Raw genomic sequence first — 24,948 nt, 5'->3', positions numbered from 1 at the left:
TTATTTTCCAAATCCGCAGTTTGGGAAAGTACAAACCGGACAGTTCAGACAAAGTCCGCCCTCTCCCAGCCTGGCGATCTCCTCTGCCTTGATCTCATCATCCGCCATTACTCTGGGCAGGATCAGATCAAATACCGTTCTTTTTGCGTACATGACGCAGCCCGGAAGTCCAAGTACCGGTATGGATCTTCCGTTCCTCTCAAGATATGCCACAAGCAGCATAGCTCCCGGAAGTACAGGTGCTCCATAGGTTACGATCTTTGCTCCGGTATTCCGGATCCCGCCCGGAGTACGATCATCGGGATCCACACTCATTCCGCCGGTACAGATGATCAGATCTGCTCCTGCATCTGCGAAAGAAAGAATTGCCTTTGTGATCTCTTCCTTATCATCTCCCGGCATCACCTGGCCTGTCACTTCTGTCGGAAACCCGGAAAGCTTTTCCCGGAGTACCGGTGTGAAGGTATCCTGGATCAGTCCTTTTTTGATCTCACTTCCGGTTGTGACGATCCCTACTTTTTTCTGCTGGTAAGGGAGAATGTCAAAGATCGGAAGATTTCCTGCTGCCTTCTCTGCTGCATCCATTTTCTCTTTCTCGATCACAAGCGGAATGATCCTGGTTCCTGCAACCTTATCACCTTTTTTTATCGGAAAATCGCCATGTCTGGAAGCAATCATCATTTCTCCCAGAGAATTCACAGCCACAAGTGCATCACGACGTATTTTCAGAATACCATCGATCTTTGATACCACCTCGATCTTACCTTCTTTGATCTCAGTTCCATGTACTTTGGAAGAATTTCCAGCACAGATTTTGTAAAGGATCTCTGCAGCTTCATTTTCGTGAAGAATCCCCGTTTTTTTCTCCCACACAAAAAGGTGTTCTTTTCCTACAGAGAGCAACAGTGGTATATCCTCTTCTTTCACTACATGCCCCTTTTTGAAAAGAACGCCTTTTTTCTCATCTTTTATGATCTGCGTGATATCATGGCACAGAATGTGTCCCACTGCATCTTCTGTTCTGATCTCTTTCATCCAAAATCCCTTCCCTGTTCTGCTATTTCTTCAATCCGTTGTATTATACATCCAGTCTGCCCTTTTTGTCAAAATATGTTGCAGGCATCACAAAAGAAATGCCTGACAGGTTCTTTCCAGCCAGTCATGGTATCCGGCCTTTTTTATTGTTTCCCCGTACAGGATATCCAGACTACCGATCTTTTTCCCATCCTGATAGTATTCCTGTGCCCCTGCTTTCTGCCCTTTTTTCACCGGCGCACTTTGTTCTTTGGGGAGGATCAACTTTTTCTTAACATTGTCAGGTTTCGTTCCATCTGTGCTGATATATCGGAATTTCCCTCTATATACAAGCGGAACCTGCTCTTTGACTCCTTTGCGGAGCTTCATAGGTTTCAGTGGCTCCAGAGCATCATCCAGATACAATGTGCATTTAGAAAAGCCGTAATTTAAAAGAGCTGCTGCATCCCGGAATCTTGTTTTCGGGTCCGGTGCGGCCATCACTGAGGCGATCAGTGTGATCCCGTTTCGTTCTGCCACAGCACTGAGACAGTATTTTGCAATACTGGTGCTGCCCGTTTTAAGTCCCATACACCCCTCATAGCTGCGCAGCAGTTTATTTGTGTTGGTCAGTGTAAATTTCGAGGATCCTTTTCTGGTAACGTGTGTGATATCCTCCATCCAGACAGATGAATATGTAAGAACTTCCGGATATCTGCTGATGAGCTCCCTGCTCATAAGTGCAATGTCATAGGGAGTTGTATAATGCTCCTGTGATTCCGTCAGCCCGCAGCAATCCACAAAATGGGTATTTTTCATTCCAAGATCCTTCGCCCTCTCGTTCATCCTCTCCACAAAGGCTTGTTCTGTTCCCGCAACATGCTCCGCCATAGCTACGCTGGCATCATTTCCGGAAGCGATCACAATACATTTGATCATGGTTTCTGCAGTCTGCTTTTCTCCTTCTTCCAGAAATACCTGAGACCCTCCCATGGATCTGGCATAAGCACTGGTGGTAATGCTATCCTCCAGATGCAGGGTTCCCTCACGGATAGCATCAAAGATCAGGATCAATGTCATGATCTTTGTAATACTGGCCGGGCTTCTTCGAGTGTCAGGATCCCTGGAATAGATCACGGTACCGGTTTCTTTTTCCATAAGGACTGCACCCGGCGCTTCGATCAGCTGCTGTGCTTTTCCACTATCTTCCGTTTCTCCCCTGACACTAATGGGTGTCAGAGCCAGGCATAAGACTAAAATACAGATCAAAAGACTTTCCGGAACACTTCTGTTCATAAGCTCACTCCTGCCGCAAACATCTCTGTTCTATTGTAAAAGCTTTCCTGAAAGATTATTCCTGAAATTCTGAAAAAGCATAGATTCCGGTCCGTATTCCTATATCTTTCACTCTGCATCGCTTTGCTTTTTCAGTTCTTCGTCATACAGCTTAACACCTGTTTCACAATTTCCAGCAGCATATTTTCTTGCATAATTCGCTGCATCGATCGCCTCAGATGCATTGTTACATTCTCTGGTGATCAGATAGATCCCAGTGCGGACACAGAGCTCCATATCCGGATATTTCTCTTTCATCTGCCGTAAGAACTCCTGATTGGTCTTTAAAACAGATGTTTCCGGATCAACATCCATATCACATGGAGTGAAAAGGATAAAATGATCAGAGATCGCCCTGGTAAAATATACATCCATATCTGTTTTTAGAACGCTTATCACATACTCGGAAAACTGCCGCAGGATCTGATCTCCCACACGATATCCGTATTTTGCATTAATACGTTTAAATTTTTCAAAATCGGTATATATCACTGCATGTCCCGGCCCGTAACCTCCGATCAGCATTTTCTCCACATTTTCGCGAAATCTTGAAAAAGAAGACAATCCGGTAAGCTGATCCCGTCCGGATTCTGCAGCAATGCTACGATAAGCACTGTTAAATGCTTGGTTCTTGGCATAATGCGCAGAAATGATCTTGGTCACTTCTCCCAATAGCTTACGATCTTCTCTGGACCAGAGCCTTTTTTCCTGGCAGGTCACGTATGCAATGGCCCCTGTATAGCTTCCCTCACAGTACATGGCAGCACAGACTACGGTTTTTGCTCCGCACTGTAACACATTCTTTCTTCTCTGTTCCGAATATTCAGCCAGATCATTCTCCTGAATCACCACAGTACCATATTCATCATTGTGGCGAAACAATGTGATAAAATCACTTTTTGAAAAATGTATCTCATCTATCAAAAGCCTGTATTCTTCTTCCGAAACCCATTGAAAAACCCTGTTTATTTTCTGCTCTGCCACCTTGGTATGCAGGACTGTGATCCGGTTAAGCCGGAATTTCAGACCGATCACTTTCATCAGAAGTTCAATCGCTGCCTGAAAGCTGCTCATTTTTTCAAATATTTCAAATGCAGTAGAAACAATATCATTATGAAGATATCTGGCATCTATCTCAACACCCTCGTATAATTCCTGCTTTTCCTCTGTCTTATCCTCAAAACGTCTCAGATTATCACAGAAAGCATAGCGGTTTTTTCCATTTTTCTTTGCCTGGTAAAGTGCCCAGTCTGCATTTTCAAAGAGCTGCTGATATGTATATCCGGAAACATTTTCCGGAAGAAAGCAGATCCCCACACTGCAGGTTGCCAGATACGTGGTTCCCGGAAATTTAAGTTTCTGCACTTCCCGTATCAGTTTTCCTGCCTTTTTCATGATCGCTGCATGGCTGATATCCTTCAAAAGGATCACAAATTCATCGCCACCCAGACGCATGATCACATCATTAATGTCGAACAAAGCCACAAACAGCTCCGCAAAACGTTTCAGGACTTCATCACCGAACATATGTCCGTAAGTATCATTTACATTTTTAAAATAATCTACATCAAGCACCATCATCCCACATCCTGCATAGGGATTTCTGGATGCAAGGTATTCATCGATCAGTTCTTTTCCGAAAAAGCGGTTATACACTCCGGTCAGAGGATCTTTCTGGGCACGTTCCTCAAGAAATTCTTCCTGCAGCTTCTCCCTGGTGATATCTCTGGAGCTTCCTATGAAATAATGATATCCGGTATTTTTATCCTGTGCTATAAATCCCCGTACTGTCAGAAGACTCGCATTACCGTCTTTATTGATACACCGCACTTCTATCGTCCCGCCTTCCCGGGATATCAGAAAATCCGTCAGGTACTTCCAGTCGTCTTTATAAACATTGCTGTATTTCTGTCCACTGGTCTTAAAATCCGTAATATTTTTTACAGGTCTCAGGTATTCATCCAAACGTTCATATATGTCCGTTTCCTGACAGTACTGAAAAAGCTTCAGTGTAGTATTTCGATAAATGCAAGCGTATTTTTCCAATGTATCCCGAATATCAAAAACGGGATTTTTTTCGTCTGTTTTCATCATCGACCTCCCAGAGAGTTCTTGAGTTCACAGTATTTGTAAAAAAGTATACCATATCTTTGGATATATATGTAGTTTTTTTATTTCTTTTTACAGTTTGTTTTTTACTATATAAAATACGCTGCGGAGGGCAGGATTACTCCTGCCCTCCTGTCTTTTTTTCAGGAAAATGATACGGGTATGGTATTTTTTATGCTGTCATTATGGGAATATCGATCATATCTGGATTTCTCATTTACAAAAGTCAGCGATGCATTTTTGTTTTGCATTGTCAGAGCAGCCGTACCGGAAGCAATCTTCCGGGGATCTGTACCATATGCAGGTGCAGCGCCTTTTATGATGCGGACATTCTCTGTATTTGCCCGTACATCTTTCAGATAGTAGCGTAGTACCGGTTTTTCCCAGACCGTATACTGCCCCAGCGGGATATTCCTGAGAGTGACCGATAATGTTGCATAGCCATTTTTATCGGTTTCATAGCTTCCTCTGGTAAAGGTCACATAATCCTCATATCTGTGAGGATTTCCGGATAGATCCGTACCTTCTGCCACAAAGGAAAAGGTTGGATTTCCATGAGCCCAGGTAATATCCTCCTCTTTGATCTTTTTTATGATGGTGATATTTCCAAGCGGAAGTGTTACCGGAGTATTCTCTGCTTTCAGATCCACAGTATCCGTATCTGTATTTTCTTTTTTCTGGAAGATTACCTCCTTTTCGTATTTGCCAGTATAGTTTTCCGGATTTTTTGTTTCCACTACTTTGAACCTTCCCTGATTGTCATCTGTGAGCACCAGCTCTTCCGTAGAGTACCATCCGTTTTCTATGTCAAACTTCAGGATGCTCTGCCCGCCCAGGTTATTCTGGTAAGTCTGCTTCCCTCTATTCCACTGAAGCACGGTAAATTCCGCATCTTCCAGAACTTCCCCGGTATAGATATCTGTTTTTCTCAGACGGATCACCCCTTTATATTCCTTTTCCTTTTCATTGACAACTTCAAAGGAAAGGCGTGCATCCTTGTCTGTGATATTCACCTCTTCTTCCCAGCTTCCTGTATATCCGGGCGGAGTCTTTGTTTCCGCGATCTTATATTTTCCCTCATTATCCGAAGTCTTCAAAAGTTCACCACTTACATAAAGTTCACTGGAGATGTCATAATCCAGAAGAGTTCCTTTTTCTTTATAGGCTTTTTTGGCTGCACTGTATTCATAAAGTGTAAATTCCGCACCTTTCAGGATCTCACCGGTTTTCGCATCGATCTTACGAACTTCAATCCTTCGTTTTTCAGTCTGGTAGTTCACTGCTTCAAACAGAAATTCCTGCTTTTCTCCCGGCTTATCCAGCGTAAAATTCTTCTGCCAGTTTCCGGTGTAATTGGGAGGAGATTTTGTCTCACGCACACGGAATTTTCCCTGATTGTCTTCGGTATAATTAAATTTCCCGGAGTTATAGGTACGCTTCTGTCCATCATAAGTCAGTTTTTTTAAGGTTACGTAGGCTTTGCTTTTTTTACTCCACTGATACAGGGTGAATTCAGCTCCTGCCAGTGGATCGCCGGTATTTCCGTCTTTCTTTCTGATGGATACTGTTCCGCTGATATCCATGATATCCGTTACGCTGACGGTTGTCGTCTTTCCGCCGGTTACTGTAACATTTTTGATAGCGGTGTTCAGTTTATAGCCTGCAGCGGCTTTCGTTTCTTTCACATAGTATTTTCCCGGAACCAGTTTTGAAAAAAGGATCTCTCCACTGGCGTTTGTTGTTCCGGTTGAAACCTTCTGATCCTTACTGTACATAGTCCGGTATCCGGAGGTCAGAGCTTCTGCTGCAAACAGTCCGTACTGCGCTCCCTGGATCAGTTTTCCCGTGTTGGGTTCCTTCTTGACCAGCTTTGCATTGCCGTAAACCGAAGGCTTTACTGAAAACGAAAGGCTTCCTCTTGTTCCCTGGTATACGTAAGCACCAAAATCCTGTACTCCATCTTTTCCTGCCTGGGCACTTCCGTCAACCAGGATATAGGAAACCGGCTGAAGCAGCATTTTACAGGAAAACTTCTTTGTCGCAGATGCATTTAACGGAAAGATCAGAAAAAAATATGCCCCATCCTTAAGGCTCAGGCTTGTCCCCGACATCATTTTGGGATTGGTTTTCTGTGAATTATAATCCGCTGCGCTCGTCCAGTAGGCCAGCTGCCATTTTTCTGCGGCTCCTCTTGTTATGGTGATCCCGTTCCCTGCTTTTGCTCCATCTGTTACTTTCATAAGAGTACTCATCTGAAATCCGTCCTTCATACTATCCGGAACAAAGGGAAAACCTGCAGGTCTGCTTCGAAATACACTTAACGGGATCGTCTTTCCGGATGCTGCTGCCCAGGAACCGTCTTCGGAAACATAAACGGCAGCTTTGTTTCTTGCAGGGATCGTCAATGTCTGGATCTTATCGATCAGGCGGTTTATCCCTGTATGTTCTACTTCTGCTGCTGTGGCATATCCACAGTCATTAAAATATACCTTTGACAGCGCAATATGCGTAAATACATAACGGTTCTGCCATTTTGACCAGTCTATGTGACTGCAGGAGGGGTCGTATCCGGTTCCCAGATCCCCCGGTCCTCCGTAACCAAAGTACAAAAGCTTCTGAATCACAGAATTAGTCAGTGCTTTTACTGCCTCATTCTTCAGCGTCATACTGTCCAGTCCATCCTGAGTTGCTTTCAGGCAATAGAGAGGCGAAACCTTTTCCTCTCCTGTATCATCAATATAATGTACAGAACGATACGTACATCCCATACGGGTTTTATTTCCGGAACCAAGAAAATCATTGGCAGCTGTCCAGATCTCATCGCAGTAAACCCTGGTCCAGCTGTCCAGATAATACTGGGACGGGGAAAGTGCTGTAGCTGCGATAGCATCCTCTCCTTCTGAGATTACTTCCGCACTGCCAGTTTCCCGGAACTCCCCGGGAAGTGCTGCAGAAAGAGCAATGATCTCTCCGTTTTCGATATCCTGGATCAGTTCCTGATCCTCTTCACTTTCTCCTGTAAGGATTTCCGCGTTTTCTTCCGTGAATACAGTAAATCCCGGATCCTCTGTCTGCTCCGGTATCTCTGTCAGAGCTATATTTTCTCCTTCTTTTGAAGCAGCTTCTGGTTCTTCTTCCGGTTCGATCAGCTCATCACTATCCGTATTTTCAGTATTATCTTTACTTTCTTCAAAAGCTTCCTCCACCGTTTCCGGTTCAGGCAAGGCTGTCGGAACCGGCATCTCAGCCTCCCCAGGCTGATCTGTTACCGGAATATCCGGGGCCTCCTCTTCTTCCTCCGGTTCTGTCTGTTCCTGCTGCGGATCTGCTGATACCGAACTCATATCTGCTGCAGGACTGGCCGAAACCACAAGAGAAGAAGCTGTGATCATCAATGCCAGCCATGCACCGATCATTCTTCTTTTCAATTTTTTCGTCCTCCTTTCCATAGCGTCAGACTGCAGGTAAGCAGCGCCATACCAGCCATCAGTGCAAACAGGATCACAGGAGATTCATCTCCTGTCTTCACTGGTGTTGTCCTTACCGAAGAACTGTTATTTCCGGAAGCTCTTTCTGTGCTTTCTTTCCTGCCATTCCGGCGTGGAACAGGGCTAGTATCCACCGTCTCCTGATCCTCCTCCACAGAAAAGATCCATTTCACATCTGCTGCCCGCAAAGCATATAGATTATCCAGCTCTGCCGGAACCGTAACCTCAAATCTCATGTTTCCTTTTTCTCCGCTGGAAAATTCCCCCAGGGACACGGCTTTATTGAGAGACGCAGCCAGAAGATCCCCGGAATACAGCCTTTTATCATTCATGGTGATCACCAGCTTCAGATTTTTCAGAAATTCCTGATCCTTTACCGATTTACATTCCGGTGATGTGCGGAAGAATATCTCTGCAGCATGCTCCGTTGTGTTACGGATCTCTACAGAATCATGAAAAACATCTCCCGGCATTGCCGTGGAAAATCCGGAAAAAAAGTCTTCCGGAGCCGCGATCAGTTTGTGCGCATTTCCTTCAAACTCCACCTTCAGATCCACCGGACTTTTTTTCTGAACCACAAGACCATCGGTATCGTGGATACATCTTAAGATCTTCTGATTTCCCCAGGGTGACATGGCACGGAAATCCGGTGCAAAATTTGCCGCCTGGACAGCATCCGCCACGATGGTGATCCCCAGCTTCTTATCCTGGTAGGATTCATCCCATTGAGATGGTACAGTCACACCGGTAAAAATATCCACGCTATCTCCCTGTTCCAGCTTCCTGGTATAATAAAAATACTCTCCCTTCCGGATCCATCTCGGTGACATTCCTGTAAGATTCCTGTCATCCAGACCATCCAAACCTTCCAGATCATCTGTATAAGAGATCTTCACCCTTACCCAGCAGGGCTCTGAGCGATTGGTGATCCTTGGGATCTTGGATATTTCATCTCCCGGAAGAACGATCCGGCGATCTTGATATTTCATTTCTCGGCCGTCCTTTTTTTCCAGTTCTTGAAGAGAAATATTGATATCTCCCACTGATATGTGATTGGTCACTGTCACGGAATCTGAAAATCTGGCATAAGCAGCCGTGCACGCCAGGATACTGCCTGCCACAGCAGCACCTGCCAGCAGGGCTTTAAGGTGTTTTTTCAAGCATTCCCCCTCCTTTCTGCCTGAGCAGAAACCGGATCTGAAAAATACCTCCACGCACTTTCATAATCTGAAAATCCTTCTGCCTGTACAGCTTCCTCATAAACATTGATCTCAAAATCCTTAATGCTGTCCCTGTAAGTATCATCGATCTTTTGGGGATCGATCTGAAATCCGGTACACAGAGGAGCTGTTTTTTCACCCTCGGATATTTTTTTCCGGTAGTAATAATAGCCGTCCTGACTGTTATACACCCAGTTTGCCGTATCCAGACCTGTTAATTTCACGCCTCTGCCGATATCGTCATTGGAGTAGGAAAGGGACATCCTCACATAGCAGTCTGCCTGGAACCCTTTCACACTGCCGGAAAAATTTCCGATCCGGATCTCTTTTCTGTAGGATGGACCATTCTCCATAGGCGTAGGTGTAGGATCCGGAAAATCTTCCTCGATCTCCGTTGTCACATACCCTACTGCAGCAGAATTTATCTTTTTTTCGAAGTCTGAAAAATACGCCGCAGTCCCTGTTGCGCACAGGAGCCCTGTTATCAGGAGAAGGAAAAAGGGTCTTTTTAATTTATTCATTTCGTGACACCACCGGCCTGTCCTTTATTCTGATTTACATATTTCTGGTAAGCAGCAGTTGCCTGCTCCAGAACCGTAGTCTTGTCATCCCCGGTATTGGTAGCCTGGATCGCATAAGCCCGTACCGGCATATCGATCTGCTGTGTATCTAGCTGACCTTCGATGATATTGGCAAAGGTTACTGTATCAAAAAGAGTTGTTGTCTTTGTTCCCGGCTTCAGGATGTGGTTATATGCATAGGTGTAAACCATATTCTGCCCCACTTCGGTCCGCTCCAGCTGTGTCCAGTCCTTGTTTTTGGTGAAGCTGAACAGCTCTGTTTTTGCAAGTGCATTTCTGGTGCCATCCTTGGCTACCGTGATCACATTTCGAACCGGAACAGAAACTTCCAGATAGACAAATGCTTCATTTACTCCTTTATTTGCTACATAGGGATCCTTCCGGATCACCTGAGTAGGAACCAGATCTGTATTGTCCTCCGGTTTCCAGTTAGGCTCATCCAGGTCGATATCCACTTTTCCTACGGTAAAGCTGTTGGTTGCCGTTTCAAAATCCGTAAGATATGCAGCTGTTCCTCCGGCTGCCAGTGCAGTGATCACAGCAGCAAGTGCAATTCCTTTTACCAGTTTTCTGTTTTTCATCATGATTAAATTCCTCCCTGTATTTTTTTCTTTTTTGGGGTATATGCCAGATCAAAGAGTACTGACAGACATGCCGCTATGCAAACTGCGGCAAAAGGGATCCGGGCTTTCAGAAAATGGATCACGTAGCCCAGATAAGGCAGGTGAAAGACTACCCGCCCGATGATCTGTGACGCCTCTGCGGGAACAGGATCTTCTGTCTTGTTGGCGTCACCTTTTGTGATAAAGATATCCTTTTCTTTTTTAACCACTCTGTGGGTGACAACGGTATCTCCGTTATGAAAAGTAATGATATCTCCCTTTTTCGGAGAAAACTCTCCTTCCTTTGTAAAAACCACAGCTCCGGTTGGGATCTCAGGTTCCATGGATCCGGAATAGACCACATAGGGCCGGATCCCGAAAAGTCCGGGAATAAGAAGCACCAATGCCATCACCAGCATCAGTCCCAGAACTGTGTTGCCGATACATCGAAAAAATATTTTCATTCCTGTATTCTGTTCTACATACGATATTTGATGATCACTTCCCTCTGCAGGGAAAGAAACAGTGTTCGGATATCAGGAAAATTCCGGCGGAGACCTGCCCCACATAAATTGAGCCATAAAAAAGTCCTCCCTGTATAGCAGTTAATATGGCAATTCGCAACATGCTCCCATCACTTAAACTCACAGATTTTGAAGTGAGGACAAGCATGATCAAAATAATAATACAGCAAAAATACTGAATGGAAATTATTCGAGCAGATATGCTCAGATGTGCAGTTCCTCTCATTACTTACAGAGGTGAAAGATTCCTGCGACATTTGTTAAAAAAGATTTGTTTCAGATGATATTATTATAGGGTCCACAGATCCGGAAGTCAATCAAATTCGTCCGACAGGATTCGACACTGGTTTCTCAGCGGGTATGTCTGTCACCCTATTTTTCATAAGCTGACAGACCCTGCATCCGTGCAACGCCAGATTTTTTTACAGCTGTACCAGAGAGTAAATATATTCCAATGGAAGCAGCATCAGATCACGGATTTCCCGTTCTTCCTCTTCTTTATTTCCGGAATTTACCGGCAATTCGATCCGGAAAGCCGGCTGGCGGATCATTTCTCCGTAATACTGTTCCGGCCTGCCTGTGCTCCTTCGCCCGTTCTGCGCTTCTCGTTCTATTGCAAGCTGCTCCAGCTTTCCCCTGGTACATTTTTTTAAGTGACGTGCAAGACGGTAGCATCTCTGACCAGTGGAAAAATTCTGATCCCGCCGATAATAAACCACCTTTTTTCCATATCCGCAGAAAACCAGCAGGCCACGTCCTCCGTATTCCTGAAAGATCCGGATCAGTGCACGTGTCTCATTTTCACTGGCAGGCTGCTGATGGATCTTTTTTCTGCTGCAGAAGGTAGTAGGAAAATTCCTTGCAGTATCCATTCCTCTTGCATTTCCCTCGAATTCATCGCAGGGAACATCCTGCATTTTCAGCATCTGACGGAAAATGGGATTTCGCACAGTATTGTAGCCCTTCCGGCAGATCTCATATCCATCCGGATTGACCACCGGTATGATACAAAGCCTGGTCTGATCCAGGAGCTTTTTTACCTCATAAAGCTCGTCCACGGTCCAGTTGCATTCATATATTCTGCAAAGCTCCAGTGCCATCCTGGTAAGCCTGTCCGTCATCTGTCCATCCGTTCCGGAAAAACCGGCCACACAGAAAATACAGGCATCTCCCTGTCCGATCTCCAGCATAGGGATCATCCGGTCATCGTGGCTTTTTCCGATTACCCGAAACTGTGTAAAGCTGCTGTAACGCCTGGCTGCCTCCCACAGTGAATAATAAATTGCTTCGTAGGTTTTATCCTGTACTGTATCCATGATGTTCCCTTCCTTCCATCTTTATACATGTTCATTATTATGTATATTATGCGAAAGGGCATAAAAAAAGAACCGGTTTAACACCGATTCCTTTTGTTTACAAAATAATTCAGGATACCGCCGCCGATGATGATCACCAGCGCAACTGCAACCACTCTTTTCGCTGCTTCCTGAGGAAGCTGGCCCTTGGAGCCAATGGAAGCCTCATAAAAGGTCAGTGTATAATCGATCTCATGAGGAGCACCCATGGCCAGTGTATCTGCAATCACTTCCATCTTATCATCCAGGACAGTTACCGGGACAGTAAAAACAGAATTTCTGCCTTCCTCGCTCTCATTGAGATATTTTTCCCCATCTACGATCATATAATCATAGTTGGAGCTGCTCCACTGGAGCCGTGCATACATCTTCCCCTCTTTTACCAGCATCAATGTGGGGGAAGAAACGCTGGCTTTTCCGCTTCCGCCTTCCAGCTCCACCTGTATGGAATATTCTCCGTCCTCCAGATCTGTCTTCACTGCGTTCTCTCCACCTGCAGCCAGAACCTGTATCGGGCATAGCAACAGCATAGTCAGAAGAAGCAGCATTATTGTTCTCATCCTGTGTTTCATGGTTTTCTCTCCGTTTTTTATTTTTCCTTCGTATCACTATAGCACAACGCTCCTTTTCTGTAAAGAACATCTCAGAATTGTTGAAATGTCTCTTCTTTTCCAGTATAATAGAGTGAAATTTGCATACAAACGAAAGGAAATGAACAGAGATGATCGAAACAAAAAATCTCACAAAAAAATTCGACAGTTTTACTGCTGTGGATTCTCTGGATCTTCGCATAGAAACCGGCGAATTTTTCGGTCTGCTGGGACCCAACGGTGCCGGAAAGACCACCACGATCAGTCTGCTTTCCACTCTGCTCCTGCCCACAGAGGGCGAAATCCTCATTGATGGGCAGACACTTGGACGCAACCGACCGGATCTGAAGCGCAAGATCAGCGTGATCACGCAGGAATATTCCATGCGCCAGGATATGAACATGGACGAGATCATGGAATATCAGGGCCGTCTTTATTTCATGCCACGAAAAGAGATTAAACGGAAAACTGAAGAGCTTCTGGATTTCTGCGGACTTCTTCCCTTCCGCAAGCGGACTGTAAGGAAGCTTTCCGGTGGTATGAAACGAAAGCTTATGGTATGCCGGGCACTTCTCACAAGTCCGGAGATCCTTCTTCTGGACGAGCCCACTGCAGGCATGGACGCGCTATCCAGACGACAGATGTGGAATCTTCTCCGTCAGCTGAACGGAAAAAATCTGACCATTCTTCTGACAACCCACTATATGGAAGAGGCACAGTCTCTCTGCAACCGGGTAGCACTTATGGATCACGGAAAGCTGGAGGAGATCAATACTCCATCGGGCCTGATCGACGGCCTGGGCAAATACACCGTAGATCAGGAAACACCGGAAGGGGCAAAAAGCCACTACTTCCACAGTCGGGAAGAGGCCATCTCTTTTCTGTCCTCTCTGGACGGACAGTGCACCCTTCGCGAGACAACTCTGGAGGATGTTTTTGTGGAGCGCGCAGGCAGGCATCTGATGCAGCGATAAGCCGGCGTCAGCCACAGTTATTTTATAATTTAACAGAATGGACGATGAATTATCATGGGAATACTTACTATTTTATGGGAAAAATGGGTGGAGTTCCGAAGGGATTTCTATAAGATCACGCTGGCGGCCATGATCGCACCGCTGATGTATCTGATCGTTTTTGGAATGGGGATCCAGACCTCCTCACACGGAGAGCCTTATCTGAATTTCCTGATCCCTGGTGTAGTTTCACTGACTACAATGAACGGAAGCTTTAATGCTATCGCACAGAATCTGAATGTACAGCGTCTTTACGAGAAAGCCTTTGACCAGGTTATGATATCTCCGACACCTCTGTGGCAGTTTATTGCCGGACAGATCATCGGAGGCAGTCTCCGCGGGCTTTATGCAGGAGGAATCATCCTTCTTCTGACCATGCCGATCGGAACCGGTCTTGTGTTCAACGGATGGTCATTGCTGGTGATGTTCCTCAACGGTGCTGTATTTTCAGCCATCGGTGTTGTGGTTTCTTTCCTTGCCAAAAACCATGCGGATGTACCTCGTTTTTCCAACTATATCATTATGCCAATGGCTTTTTTGTGCAACACCTTCTTCTCTACAGAGAAGATCCCGGGTTTTCTTGGGAATTTTGTAGCTGCTCTTCCACTGTCACAGACCAGTCATCTGATCCGTACCATTGCTTCCGGCGGTGGAGTCAATTACCTCAGTGTCCTGATCCTGACAGTCTATCTAATTGCATTCAGCATTGCAGCTTCCTGGTTTATCTATAAGAAGAAAAATCTGTAAATTTATCTTTACAAAAAATCACCGGCTTTCCTGTTCTTTCGGAAAACCGGTGATTTTTTTATTTGTTATGCTATTTTGGCTATTGTGCGTTTAGATGTCCTTTTTTCTTCTTCTCACGATCACATATCCACCTGCAAGAAGGGATGCCACTGCCAGTGCGGACATGGTTCCGATCGGTGAGTTATCGGCTGTTGATACTGCATTCTTAGATCTGGTTCCGTTGCCTCCGTTGGAGGATGTTGCAGATGCCTCTCCTGTTATGGTTGCATCCGGATCAGAACCTGTCTGGCCGCCGGTACCATATGTACCGTCTGCTCCCGGAGTTCCGGTAGGTGTCAGTTTTGCAGATCTAAACTGATATACTGCGGATTCAATGGTGTCTGTCTCCTGCCACTGACCACCCGTGTAGATGTATTTCTGGAAGAATACGTACAGGTTGTATGTAGCGTCTTTGTTGATTCCCTTGCCGGAACCAATCTTCCATGCTGTATGCATCTGGCTCTGGGTTGGGTTTGCAGCTGTACTCCAGTAAACCGGAACCCACTTCACATCACCCTCATTTGGATCCTGATTGGTTGTTCCTGCACCGATCACAGTAAATTCATAGAACTGATTCGGATAGAACTGAATTGCCTCATCCAGTCCCTGTACTACGCTCTCTTTTACATTTGGGATGTATGCATCCGGTGTGTCAGTCGGAGTTGGATCTGCAACTTTCGGTCTGGAATCTTCTTTAAATGCTATTTTCAATGGATTCGTCAAAACACCATTTTTATCTTTGATCTGGATATAAAGATCAATTGGGTTGTCAGAATCTAAATCCTCAAGACCGATATTAAATTTCTTATCAGCAGTAAATGTTATCTGTTTTCCGGTAGATGTAAGATCTTTCGGAGTGGCAGATGTGCCATCACTGTTACGAGAAACCCATTTATAATAACAGGTACCGCTCTTATTCGAAATAAGGGTAACATTCGCAGATGTATGGTTGATCCATGAAAAGCCAACCCATCTGACATTTGCCGGACGCTTAGCTTCATCCAATGTAATCTTCTTTGGTGTACTTACAGTTCCGTCAGTTCCTTTGATACTCACATAAACATCAATCGCATTGTTTGCATCCAAATCTTTCAAACTGATCGTGAAATCCTTATTTGCGGAAACCTTTGTTCCTTTGCTCATTTTATCAACTGTCGGAGCTTTGGAACCACGTTTTACCCATTCATAATAGTACACACCTGCTTTATCAGAACGCATAGTTACAGTCGCAGATGTATGACCTTTCCATTTGTAGCTTACGTTGGAAATCTTCGCAGGTGTTTTAGCTGTTTCTTTCAAAGTAACAGTTGCAATCTTGGTCACTGCTGTCTTTGATCCATCTTTTGCTACTACCTGCACATAGAGATCAATCGCATCACCTTCCAGATTTTTCAGATCAATCTTACAATCTTTTTTTGCGGTGACCGCAATCTTGCTGTCTTTAGTTGTAATGGAAGGTTTATCCGCTCCCTTTGCCACCCATTTGTAATAGCATGTACCACTCTTATCAGACTGAAGAACTACTTCTGCAGTTGTTGCTGTTTTACTTTCTGCGCTGATTTTTGTAACCTTTGGTGCTGCCGGTTTCGGATCAACTGGATTCTGTGCCTGTGTTACTGCAATATCCTTCTTTACACCTTCACCAACAATGGCGTTACCACTTTCACTTTCTTTTACCCATACATAAAGGTCAATAGTCTTGTCTGTGACCTTGGTAAGTTTCAGGGAAGTAGTTTCTCCTGCCTTAACCGTTCCACCTTCTGTAGCTGTCTCGATGGTCGGAGCTTCCGCACCTTTTGCAACATATTTATAGTAATATGTACCTGCTTTATCAGATGTGAAGGTTACAGAAACAGTATTTGCTTCTTTACTTGTAGGATTATCAATATTAATCGTTGGAATGTTGGAAACAAGCAGACCTGTAGCTGTATTTATTCCATAACTCTGGTCGCCTTCATAGCTCATCGCCTTAATTGCCTTTGCAAATGCATCCGCAGCTAAAGATTCAGGCTTCTGGAAAACTGTATAGTCAACTGCCGGATTCTCTACGGAATATCCAACATTCTGGTTCTCAAATGCACCAGCAATGATGATACTTCCAGCACTCTGATCCTGCTGTCCTAATACGATATTGGATTTTACGCTCTTTTCTGCGCTTGTATAGTTCTCGATGATCTTTGGTTCGTCATCAGACGCACCCTCACCTTTTTCAAGTGAAACTGTACCTGTGCTGTAAACAGCTCCGCCTGTAGATACATTATCTTTGATCTCTCCACCTGTAATTACAAGTTTACCGCTGTTTTTAACTGCCGCACCTGCTGCAGTAGAAACATTCTTGGAAAGGGTAACACCTGTCGTCATCACAAATTTAGCGCCAGCTTCTACGGAAACAATCGATCCATCGGCTGCAGTTTCATCGTCTTTCTTACCTTCAACAGAAAGTTTACCGATTTCTGAGGAGCCGTCACCTTCATTCTGTGTCATGGACAAAATACTTCCTGCACTTACTTTGAACATATCTCCTGCAACACTTCCACGTCCAACTACAGTTGTAGCATTTGTTGCACCAAAAATTGCAATATTTTTATTGGCAGGAACGGTAATAGTATCTGTGAGATTAAACGATGCACTGATCAGAATCTTATAAGCAGATGTATATAGATCACTATCATCAATAGATCCTGCAAAATCAGGTGCATTATTAATCGCTGCCTGAAGTTCTGCCGCAGTAGTAACCGTTGCATCTGCCGCAGTAGTTTGCTGCTCCTGCTGCGCCTCTTCCGCCTGAGCCTGAGCTGCTGCCTGGGCCTCTGCTTCCGCCTGAGCCTGGGCTGCTGCCTGGGCCTCTGCTTCCGCCTGGGCCTGGGCTGCTGCCTGTGCTTCTGCCTCTGCCTGAGCCTGAGCCGCTGCCTGGGCTTCTGCCTCTGCCTGGGAGTCGGCTTCACTCTGTGACTGGTCATCCACAGCTGCTCCGTCATCTGGTGTTTCTGTATTCTCGTCTGCAGTCGTTGCTTCTGCCTCTGTTACCGCTCCGGTATCTTCAGCGGCAAACGCTGCGGCAGGTGCCATTCCAACAGTCATGGAACCTGCAAGCAGGACTGCAAAAAGCTGCTTTTTTTTCATTTATAAGTCCTCCTGTTATGAGTTAGTCTTTTTAAATCCAATTACAAAGAAGTATAGCACAACACTTCAAAAAAGTAAAGCGGACCAAAGAATCCGCTTTACTGTATCTGTCTTACGGACGTACCTGTCCATTACCATAAATGATATACTTGGTGGTGGTCAGTGCAAGGAGTCCCATTGGGCCTCTTGCATGGAGCTTCTGGGTGCTGATCCCGATCTCCGCACCGAATCCAAATTCGTTTCCATCGGTGAATCTGGTAGAAGCGTTCACATAAACTGCTGCTGCATCTACCTCATCCAGAAATTTCTGGGCATGGGTATAATCATTGGTAATGATGGCCTCCGAATGCTTTGTATTATATTTATTGATATGTGCAATGGCTTCCTCCACGGAATCCACTACCTTTACAGAAAGGATATAGTCAAGATATTCCGTTCCCCAGTCCTCTTCTGTTGCAGGAACTGCTCCCGGCATCAGAGCCTTTGCTGCTTCATCTGCACGGACCTCCACATGCTTCTCCTTAAGGCGTCCGGCCAGTACCGGCAGAAAATCGTCCTTCACCTTACGGTTTACAAGAAGGGACTCGCATGCATTGCATACGCCCACACGCTGGGTCTTTGCATTGATCACAATATCCGCTGCCATCTGAAGATCTGCAGTCTCGTCCACATAGATATGGCAGTTTCCGGTTCCGGTCTCGATGACAGGGATCGTACTCTGGTTTACCACTGCTTTGATCAGTCCTCTTCCGCCACGTGGGATCAATACATCCACATACCGGTTCAGCTTCATAAATTCCGCAGCCGTTTCTCTGGAGGTATCCTGGATCAGCTGGATAGCATCCTCGGTAATGCCGCAGGCCTTCAATGCCTCACGGATACAGTTGACAATGGCAGTATTGGAATGGATTGCGTCGCTTCCACCCTTCAGAATCACGACATTTCCGGTTTTGAAGCAGAGACCGAATGCATCTGAGGTAACATTGGGACGCGCTTCGTAAATGATGCCGATCACACCTAAGGGAACACGTTTCTGTCCGATCAGAAGTCCGTTGGGACGTTTTTTCATACCGGTAACTTCCCCGATGGGATCTTCAAGACCGGTAAGCTGACGAAGTCCGTCTGCCATTCCTTCGATCCGCTCCGGTGTCAGCATCAAACGGTCGATCAGTCCTTCCGGCATCTGATTCTTTTTGCCGTTTTCCACATCCAGGGCATTGGCCTTCAGGATCTCATCGGTATGAGCGACAAGAGCCTTTGCCACAGCTTCCAGGGTTTTATTTTTGTCATTTGTGGAAAGATTTCGAAGGACTGTCTCCGCATCTTTCGCATTCTGTCCCAGTTTTTCAAGCATTTCATTCATTTCCAAATATTCCTGCCTTTCTTTCTGTCTTTACAGCAATATCTTACTGTGCATCGCGGTATATATTCTCTTCCGTCACAATGACCTGCGGACGGATATCCGTAGGCTCTGTGGGAACCTCCGGAAGGATCTGGAAGGAAAATCCTACTGCAACGCGGCAGACCTCCGGATGTTTTTCCAGAAAACGGTCATAAAAACCGCCGCCATAGCCTACCCGGTTGCAATTTATGTCAAAAGCCACCCCTGGCATGACCATCATGGCTTCTTCCCAGGAAACCGTTTCTCCGTCTTCCTTTGGCTCAGGGATCCCGAAGTAGCCGGATTCCAGCTGACTGAAATCGGTCAGTCTGTAAAATACCATATCCTTTCCGAAAACCTTTGGCACTGCCACTTCCTTGCCGTCTTTCCAGGCCTGCTCGATGATGTAGCGTGTGATCACTTCATGGTTATAATCTGCGTATGCCATGATCCGTTCTGCATTCCGGTATTCCGGAAGCTGTGTCAGGGCCTCTGTGATCCGGAGACTGTTTTCCCGGATCCAGGCATTGGTATGTTCTTTTCTGACTTTGAAGATCTTTTTTCTAATTTCCTTTTTTTCTTCCATATTTTTCTCCAAGATTGGTGATGCTGCCATCCTTTTCTTTGATATCGATATTATTCAGATGCGCACGGAGATTTCCTTTCACTGCATCCAGATATTCTCTCCGAAGCTTCGCCTGTTCCACCTTTTCTTCCTCGGTAAGACCTACACTTTTCTGTTTATGTGCCAGTGCGTTGATCCTGTCGATCTTGATATTGTCCATCATAATGTTATTCTCCTTAAAGCAGTTTTTCGATATAATCAATGAGGAAGAATTCTTCCTTCTTGTTTCCTACAAATAATGTTCCACAGCTCCTGCCTTCCACGATCCTGTGGATGTTGTGGAAGTCGTTTCCGTTGGCAATGACCATGTCGGCCCCTGCCGCAGTGGCGATGATCGCAGCGGTAAGCTTGGTCGCCATTCCGCCGGTACCCACATTGCTTCCTGTGGAGGATTTGCCAAGCTTACGCATATTGTCATCCATATTTTCTACAATGTCGATAAACTGTGCATCCGGATTGGAATTGGGATCGTCTGTAAAAAGACCATCAATATCGGACATGAGGATCAGAAGATCCGCATCGATCAGTGCAGCAACCACAGAGGAAAGGGTATCGTTGTCTCCGAATTTTACCAGGTTCTGGAATTCGTAGGAGGATACCGAGTCGTTCTCATTTACAATGGGGATCACCTTTTCTGCCAGAAGCTGCTGGAAAGTATTCTGGGCATTCCTGCGGTTGGTATTGTTGACCATGGTATTCTTGGTCATCAGGATCTGTGCCACCATCTGATTGTATTCCCCGAAAAGCTTCTGATAAATGGTCATCAGCCTGGCCTGTCCCACAGCTGCACAGGCCTGCTTTTTCTCAAGCTCTGCCGGCTTTCCCTTCATACCCAGTGCAGCTGCACCTACCGCAATGGCTCCGGAGGATACCAGCACTACGTCTTTCCCCTGGTTATGAAGGTCGCTGAGTTCTCTGGCCAGGATCTCCAGCTTACGGAAATCCAGTCTTCCTGTTTCTGCGTGGATCAGTGATGATGATCCGATCTTGATAACGATGCGTTTCTTGTCTTTCAGTCGTTCCCTGTAATTTGCGTTCATGTTTTTTGTTTCTCCTGATACCTGTATATTAGTCTTACTGATAAGTAACGGAATCGATCCTGTCATTCTGTACGATCTCCACCCAGGTAGTACCCGGATTCAGGCGGATCTCCTGTTCATTTCCGTCGTAATAATGCGTGATCCCCCAGGGAGAATCCTTCTCCCAGCGGATATCGATGGCTCTGCCTCTGGTAATAAACTTGCCCTCTCCGCCGGAAATGGCATCAATATTCAGATAGCCGTTTCCATCGTAGGCCGGGCAGGATGAATACTGAAGGATGATATTGTCGCAGGTAAGCGGTTCATTATCCAACTGATCCACATGTTCCTTGCCAAACTGGAATCTCTTATATTCCTTTGTCTCTTCATCGTATTCATACCACGGATGATTGTCAGTAAAATTATCCAGCTTCACAAGGCTGGCTGTGATCCCATCCGGTACAGTCTCTGTACCATCTTCTGCAAAAAGATAATGTCCGGTATATTCTTCTTTATATTCCTGGCTGTATCCCATGGCATCTATGCCTGCCTGAAGGTGACTGGCATCTGTGTAGGCATTGTGAGGTGCCTTCCTGTCTGTTGTGCGGAAAAAAGCCAGCTTGCCGATCTGGATCCCGTTGAGGTTATCGATCACATGCTGCTCCAGATAAGGCAGTGCATAGGCAGCCTGTCCGTAGTGGGCATAGATCGCATTAAATTCGTTGGCATAAAAGAGATAATAGTCACGGCAGCTGCGAACGGAACCGATTCGTTCCAACTCATCGTAATCTTCGAGAATACCCATAAGACGGGTAATATTACCTTCCACCGGCGCTTCGTAAACAACACCGGCATGTCCGATACCACTCTGGGGAGCTCCGACACTGTTGTTGCCCATCATCACGGCAACCGGTCTTCTCCGTCCAATGCTCTCCGGAACATTTTCGCCGGTAAGATAGCTCTTTACCTGGGTTTCTTCCTGCTTTTCCTCATTGGGGACAAAGCCTACCAGATCCTGCCCTGCTCCAAAAGCGGGAACAGTCTGGGCAATGCAGATGCATGCAGCTGTGATACCTGCCAGGATACCTGTCTTTTTCATTCTCATATATTACCTCCTTTTCTTAAAGCGGAAGAGTTTTCCGCTTAGCTTTTCCGTGGGACAGCCCGCAGTCATTCCGGAGCTAGCGGTTGATCCCCAGCGCCTTCAGTGCCGCTGCCTGCTTGGCTTCCATGACCTTTGCCTCATCCTCTGTCATATGATCATAGCCCAGAAGATGCAGCATACTGTGTGCCACCAGGAAACAGAATTCCCTTGTCACACTATGTCCGTATTCCTCTGCCTGGGCAAAAACCTTAGGCACGGAGATCATGATATCTCCAAGAAGGAGTTCATCACTGTCCAGATCAAAATAGGACTCATCCTCTTCCACAACGGAATAATCCGCCGGTGTCTCAAAGGGGATCATAGGAAATGACAGCACATCCGTAGGAGCCTGGATATTCCGGAATTCCGTATTTACCCTCTTGATCTCCTCGTTGTCTGTCAGGACAAGATTGACCTGTCCGTCATAGGGACATTTTTCCATTTCAAGAACCTTGTCCGCAACCTGGGATGCAAGGGCAGCATAGTCAATGCCCAGCTCCTGATCTGTCTCATATTCGATATTTATGGTCATCTTCTGTACTCCTTATTTTTTACAGCATACCTGTCATCCTTCCTGGATTTGGCAGGCTTCTGTTTTTTTTCATAATCGTCATAGGCCTGTACGATCTGCTGTACAAGTGGATGACGTACAACATCCTTGCTGGTCAGCTGACAGAATCCGATGTCATCGATCTTCTTCAGCACCTTCATCGCTACATCCAGACCAGACGTGGCATCCCTGGGAAGATCCTTCTGGGATGCATCTCCTGTGATGATCACCTTGGAACCGAAGCCGATCCTGGTCAGGAACATCTTCATCTGGGCAGGTGTGGTATTCTGCGCCTCATCCAGGATGATGAAGGCATTATCCAGTGTACGTCCTCTCATATAGGCAAGAGGGGCAACCTCGATGAGCCCCTTCTCCATGTTTTTGGCAAAGCTGTCTGCGCCCATGATCTGATACAATGCATCATAAAGAGGACGCAGATAGGGATCGACCTTGCTCTGGAGATCGCCAGGAAGGAATCCCAGCTTCTCGCCTGCCTCAATGGCCGGTCTGGTAAGAATGATCCTGGAAACCTCCTCATTGCGAAAAGCAGTTACTGCCATAGCCATGGCAAGATAGGTTTTGCCGGTTCCGGCAGGTCCCACGCCGAACACGATCATCTTCTTACGGATCTGTTCCACATAGTCCTTCTGTCCGAGAGTCTTGGGCTTGATGGGTCTGCCCTGTATGGTATTACAGATAAAATCCTTGTCGATCTCCTCCATCACGGAGCCGATCTTCTCCATGGCAAGGGAAAGTGCGTAATTCACATTCTGCTGTGTGATGGTATTGCCTCTGCCCGCAAGTGTGTTCAGTTCCTCCACGATCGCCCTGGCCTGTGTGGCTCCCTCCTGGCTTCCCAGGATCTTAAGAGAACCGTCACGGAAGATCATGGTTACGTTCAGAGTACGTTCGATCAGCTTCAGATGCTCGTCAAACTGTCCGAAAATATTCGCCTGGCGGTCTGCCGGCACATCCACATATAATTCGATAATGCTGCTAGCCATCCTCTGGTGTCCTTTCTTTTGGCTGCGTCTTTTTTTCTGTGGGGGCTTCTCTTCCGGTCCGTTCAATGACGGTAAGAGTGCCTCTGCTGACGCAGTCCTGGTGATTTATTTCTATTTTAACATTATTTTCAGATATTTGAACCCCTTTTTCTATTAATTTTTCTTCATAGACATAAAGCCTTTGTATGGCCTGTTTTTTTGCGGCATCCTCTGTCAGCTGCTCTTTCTGTACTTCGTACTTTCCGATCGCAGCGATCCCCAGGGTAACAGGAGAACGAAAAATCCCGATACTGAAAAGAGGTTCCCGGCTGACGAGGCGTTCCTCATTTTGTTTCAGAGGAGAGGAAAAGTCCAGAAACCAGTTTCCCAGCTGAAAAAAAAGCCTTGTTTTCTTTTTATCGGACCACACCTTTTTCTCCATGTCCAACGGAAAGGTATCGTAATAGGCAATGGTATGTCGGATGTAAATATCCGCATCTGCCTGAACATATGCATAGCGGATGACCTCCTGGCTGTCATCGGTGATGTCCACGATCCCGGAAACCAGTTCCTGGCCTTTTTTTATTTCATCCCCGGCCCTGACAAGAGGAGTTCCCTGCCGTGTGACCATGGAATCGATCACACCGTCCAGGGTTGAAAACAGACTGCAGGATTTTTCTTCCGGCTCTGCTTTTTCTCCGGCAGTTCCCTCCCGGATCTCAAAACGCAGGCCCGTTCCCGAAAATCCGGCAGACACCCAGGTGATCTCCGGAAATTCTCTTCGCAGGGAAGCTGCAAGTGCACTGCAGCTGATCTTCTTTCTGGATACTCCGAAACAGACCCCCTGCTCTTTCAGAAAGCTCATCAGCTGGGGTGTGGGATTTAAAATATTTCCCCGGATCTCAACGTTCCACACTCTGCCTGACAGAAAAAAAAGAAGGCAGAAAACTGCCAGAAACCCCGCGGGGATCATTTTTCTTCTTTTACAGAAAAGCAGAAAAAACAAAGGTCCTCTTTTTTTCAGGATGTGGATATGTACCCCTGTTTTTCTCCGCAATGGCGAAATCTGCAGAAAATCCACTACCTTCATGGTGAGCTGAAGCTCTGTTTCGCCGGTACGGATGATCCTTTTCAGATCCATTTCCCTGCCTCTGCACAGATTCACAAACCGCTGGCACTGCTGCCCCTTAACCGAAACCCGCACAAAACCTGGAATCATTACTTATTTCCCTCCTCCAGCGTGATGCTTTCGATCTGCCCGCGGATACAAAGTTCAAGGGGTGTGTAGCAGGGTATCACAAGGTGTTTCCCACGGATCACAAGTCTGCCGGAGGAGGTGAGTACCAGGATCTCTTCCCTTGTATAGCTCTGGATATTCCGGTAATTTTCGATCACTGCCCGGCGTTTTCCCGTAAGTATCACCTGCACCTCCCGAAATGCCGGTTCCCCGGGAAGCTCCAGAAAAGCTGACATTTTTCTCATTAAAAAAATCCTCCGGCTTTTATC

At 46.0% G+C, this 24,948-nt stretch carries 22 protein-coding genes; 2 read left to right on the top strand and 20 right to left on the bottom strand.

The features are described from left to right. From NE638_RS07645 to NE638_RS07600, 10 genes are all read right to left on the bottom strand, one after another. Nucleotides 1-1,035 carry a molybdopterin-binding protein gene (locus NE638_RS07645; protein WP_059085665.1) on the bottom strand — a complete coding sequence of 345 codons (1,035 nt, stop codon included), beginning with the start codon at nt 1,033-1,035 and terminating at the stop codon, nt 1-3. An 87-nt stretch (nt 1,036-1,122) separates the two neighbouring features. Next, nucleotides 1,123-2,310: a D-alanyl-D-alanine carboxypeptidase family protein gene (locus NE638_RS07640; protein ID WP_118608836.1), complete on the bottom strand. Its 1,188-nt coding sequence runs from the start codon at nt 2,308-2,310 to the stop codon at nt 1,123-1,125. 108 nt (nt 2,311-2,418) lie between these two features. Next, complete coding sequence (locus NE638_RS07635) at nt 2,419-4,440, bottom strand: GGDEF domain-containing protein (protein ID WP_173745979.1); 2,022 nt, start codon at nt 4,438-4,440, stop codon at nt 2,419-2,421. Between the two features lie 161 nt (nt 4,441-4,601). Then, nucleotides 4,602-7,886 carry a SpaA isopeptide-forming pilin-related protein gene (locus NE638_RS07630; protein ID WP_173745978.1) on the bottom strand — a complete coding sequence of 1,095 codons (3,285 nt, stop codon included), beginning with the start codon at nt 7,884-7,886 and terminating at the stop codon, nt 4,602-4,604. Next, nucleotides 7,883-9,106 carry a hypothetical protein gene (locus NE638_RS07625; protein WP_129974895.1) on the bottom strand — a complete coding sequence of 408 codons (1,224 nt, stop codon included), beginning with the start codon at nt 9,104-9,106 and terminating at the stop codon, nt 7,883-7,885. The genes NE638_RS07630 and NE638_RS07625 overlap by 4 nt, the downstream gene beginning before the upstream one ends. Continuing rightward, nucleotides 9,103-9,687 carry a hypothetical protein gene (locus tag NE638_RS07620; RefSeq protein ID WP_129974893.1) on the bottom strand — a complete coding sequence of 195 codons (585 nt, stop codon included), beginning with the start codon at nt 9,685-9,687 and terminating at the stop codon, nt 9,103-9,105. The genes NE638_RS07625 and NE638_RS07620 overlap by 4 nt, the downstream gene beginning before the upstream one ends. After that, on the bottom strand, nt 9,684-10,331 hold the full coding sequence (locus tag NE638_RS07615; protein WP_015524856.1) for a TasA family protein: 648 nt from the start codon (nt 10,329-10,331) through the stop codon (nt 9,684-9,686). Before NE638_RS07615 ends, NE638_RS07620 begins: the two co-directional genes overlap by 4 nt. Nucleotides 10,332-10,333: 2 nt before the next feature. Next, nucleotides 10,334-10,813: a signal peptidase I gene (locus NE638_RS07610; protein ID WP_021650528.1), complete on the bottom strand. Its 480-nt coding sequence runs from the start codon at nt 10,811-10,813 to the stop codon at nt 10,334-10,336. 482 nt (nt 10,814-11,295) lie between these two features. Further along, nucleotides 11,296-12,189 carry a M14 family zinc carboxypeptidase gene (locus tag NE638_RS07605; protein WP_015524854.1) on the bottom strand — a complete coding sequence of 298 codons (894 nt, stop codon included), beginning with the start codon at nt 12,187-12,189 and terminating at the stop codon, nt 11,296-11,298. Between the two features lie 77 nt (nt 12,190-12,266). Continuing rightward, on the bottom strand, nt 12,267-12,800 hold the full coding sequence (locus NE638_RS07600; RefSeq protein ID WP_242981989.1) for a hypothetical protein: 534 nt from the start codon (nt 12,798-12,800) through the stop codon (nt 12,267-12,269). Between the two features lie 149 nt (nt 12,801-12,949). Between NE638_RS07600 and NE638_RS07595 the strand changes: the two genes are divergently transcribed. Next, the gene (locus NE638_RS07595; RefSeq protein ID WP_021650530.1) at nt 12,950-13,792 is read left to right on the top strand and encodes an ABC transporter ATP-binding protein; all 843 of its coding nucleotides are present in this window, start codon (nt 12,950-12,952) and stop codon (nt 13,790-13,792) included. A gap of 54 nt (nt 13,793-13,846) precedes the next feature. Continuing rightward, nucleotides 13,847-14,578 (top strand): ABC transporter permease, encoded by a 732-nt coding sequence (locus NE638_RS07590; protein WP_021650531.1) that lies wholly within the window; start codon nt 13,847-13,849, stop codon nt 14,576-14,578. 90 nt (nt 14,579-14,668) lie between these two features. Here the strand turns inward: NE638_RS07590 and NE638_RS07585 are convergent, their stop codons facing one another. From NE638_RS07585 to NE638_RS07540, 10 genes are all read right to left on the bottom strand, one after another. After that, nucleotides 14,669-17,740, bottom strand: coding sequence for a hypothetical protein (locus NE638_RS07585; RefSeq protein ID WP_180212099.1), 3,072 nt, complete (start codon nt 17,738-17,740; stop codon nt 14,669-14,671). A 112-nt stretch (nt 17,741-17,852) separates the two neighbouring features. Next, on the bottom strand, nt 17,853-19,103 hold the full coding sequence (locus tag NE638_RS07580; RefSeq protein WP_118623909.1) for a glutamate-5-semialdehyde dehydrogenase: 1,251 nt from the start codon (nt 19,101-19,103) through the stop codon (nt 17,853-17,855). 43 nt (nt 19,104-19,146) lie between these two features. Continuing rightward, the gene (locus NE638_RS07575; RefSeq protein ID WP_161208421.1) at nt 19,147-19,707 is read right to left on the bottom strand and encodes a 5-formyltetrahydrofolate cyclo-ligase; all 561 of its coding nucleotides are present in this window, start codon (nt 19,705-19,707) and stop codon (nt 19,147-19,149) included. Continuing rightward, nucleotides 19,685-19,906 carry a DUF896 domain-containing protein gene (locus NE638_RS07570; protein ID WP_044960849.1) on the bottom strand — a complete coding sequence of 74 codons (222 nt, stop codon included), beginning with the start codon at nt 19,904-19,906 and terminating at the stop codon, nt 19,685-19,687. Before NE638_RS07570 ends, NE638_RS07575 begins: the two co-directional genes overlap by 23 nt. Nucleotides 19,907-19,922: 16 nt before the next feature. Beyond that, entirely contained in the window at nt 19,923-20,786 is an 864-nt protein-coding gene (proB, locus tag NE638_RS07565) for a glutamate 5-kinase (RefSeq protein ID WP_044960851.1), read from the bottom strand. A 34-nt stretch (nt 20,787-20,820) separates the two neighbouring features. Next, nucleotides 20,821-21,870 carry a DUF3048 domain-containing protein gene (locus NE638_RS07560; RefSeq protein WP_022426777.1) on the bottom strand — a complete coding sequence of 350 codons (1,050 nt, stop codon included), beginning with the start codon at nt 21,868-21,870 and terminating at the stop codon, nt 20,821-20,823. A gap of 76 nt (nt 21,871-21,946) precedes the next feature. Beyond that, entirely contained in the window at nt 21,947-22,441 is a 495-nt protein-coding gene (ybeY, locus tag NE638_RS07555) for an rRNA maturation RNase YbeY (protein ID WP_118608831.1), read from the bottom strand. After that, a complete protein-coding gene (locus NE638_RS07550; RefSeq protein WP_022426778.1) occupies nt 22,438-23,463 on the bottom strand; it encodes a PhoH family protein in 1,026 nt (341 codons plus the stop codon). Before NE638_RS07550 ends, ybeY begins: the two co-directional genes overlap by 4 nt. Continuing rightward, nucleotides 23,456-24,661 (bottom strand): sporulation protein YqfD, encoded by a 1,206-nt coding sequence (locus NE638_RS07545; protein WP_173745977.1) that lies wholly within the window; start codon nt 24,659-24,661, stop codon nt 23,456-23,458. The genes NE638_RS07550 and NE638_RS07545 overlap by 8 nt, the downstream gene beginning before the upstream one ends. Continuing rightward, nucleotides 24,661-24,924 (bottom strand): YabP/YqfC family sporulation protein, encoded by a 264-nt coding sequence (locus tag NE638_RS07540; RefSeq protein ID WP_022426780.1) that lies wholly within the window; start codon nt 24,922-24,924, stop codon nt 24,661-24,663. The genes NE638_RS07545 and NE638_RS07540 overlap by 1 nt, the downstream gene beginning before the upstream one ends. Nucleotides 24,925-24,948 lie beyond the last annotated feature (24 nt).

It is taken from the genome of Blautia sp. MSK.18.38 (assembly GCF_024460535.1).
In the GTDB taxonomy this organism is placed as follows: domain Bacteria; phylum Bacillota; class Clostridia; order Lachnospirales; family Lachnospiraceae; genus Blautia_A; species Blautia_A fusiformis.
The sequence above is the reverse complement of the archived record's forward strand: the minus strand, read 5'-3'. Positions and strand labels throughout refer to the sequence as shown.